Genomic DNA, 534 nt, shown 5'->3' with positions numbered 1-534 from the left:
CCGGCGGCCCTGCGGTGGGCGGCGAGGGCGTCGAGGAAGGTGTTGGCGGCGGCGTAGTTGCCCTGGCCGCCGGGGGCGACCGTGCCCGCCGCGGAGGAGAACAGGCAGAACAGGGACAGGTCGTGCCCGGCGGTCAGCTCGTGCAGGTGCCAGGCGGCGTCCGCCTTCGCCCGCAGCACGGCCTCCAGCCGCTCCGCGCTCAACGACGCCACCACACCGTCGTCCAGCACGCCCGCCGTATGCACCACACCCCTCAACGGGAACCCCGCCGGAATCCCCTCCACCACCCCCCGCAACGCCTCACGGTCCGACACGTCACAAGCCACCACCACGACCTCGGCACCCAGACCCGCCAACTCCGCGACCAGGCCCTCAGCACCCGGCGCCCCCATACCCCGGCGACTCACCAGCACCAGCCGCCGCACCCCGTACTCGGCCACCACATGCCGCGCCACCAGACCACCCAGACCACCGGTACCACCCGTGATCAACACCGTCCCGGCCGCCAACGCCGGACGAGCGGTGTGCGTGGTC

1 protein-coding gene is annotated in these 534 nt (G+C 73.4%); it reads right to left on the bottom strand.

Going from position 1 to position 534, the window contains the following annotated elements; genetic code table 11:
- Positions 1–534: SDR family NAD(P)-dependent oxidoreductase (locus tag ACFF45_RS35590; protein ID WP_381351190.1), on the bottom strand; the 534-nt coding region annotated here is incomplete at both ends.

This window comes from Streptomyces cinereospinus, from assembly GCF_042430725.1.
GTDB classification, from domain to species: Bacteria; Actinomycetota; Actinomycetes; order Streptomycetales; family Streptomycetaceae; genus Streptomyces; species Streptomyces cinereospinus.
This window is presented reverse-complemented; position numbering and strand designations above follow the sequence as displayed.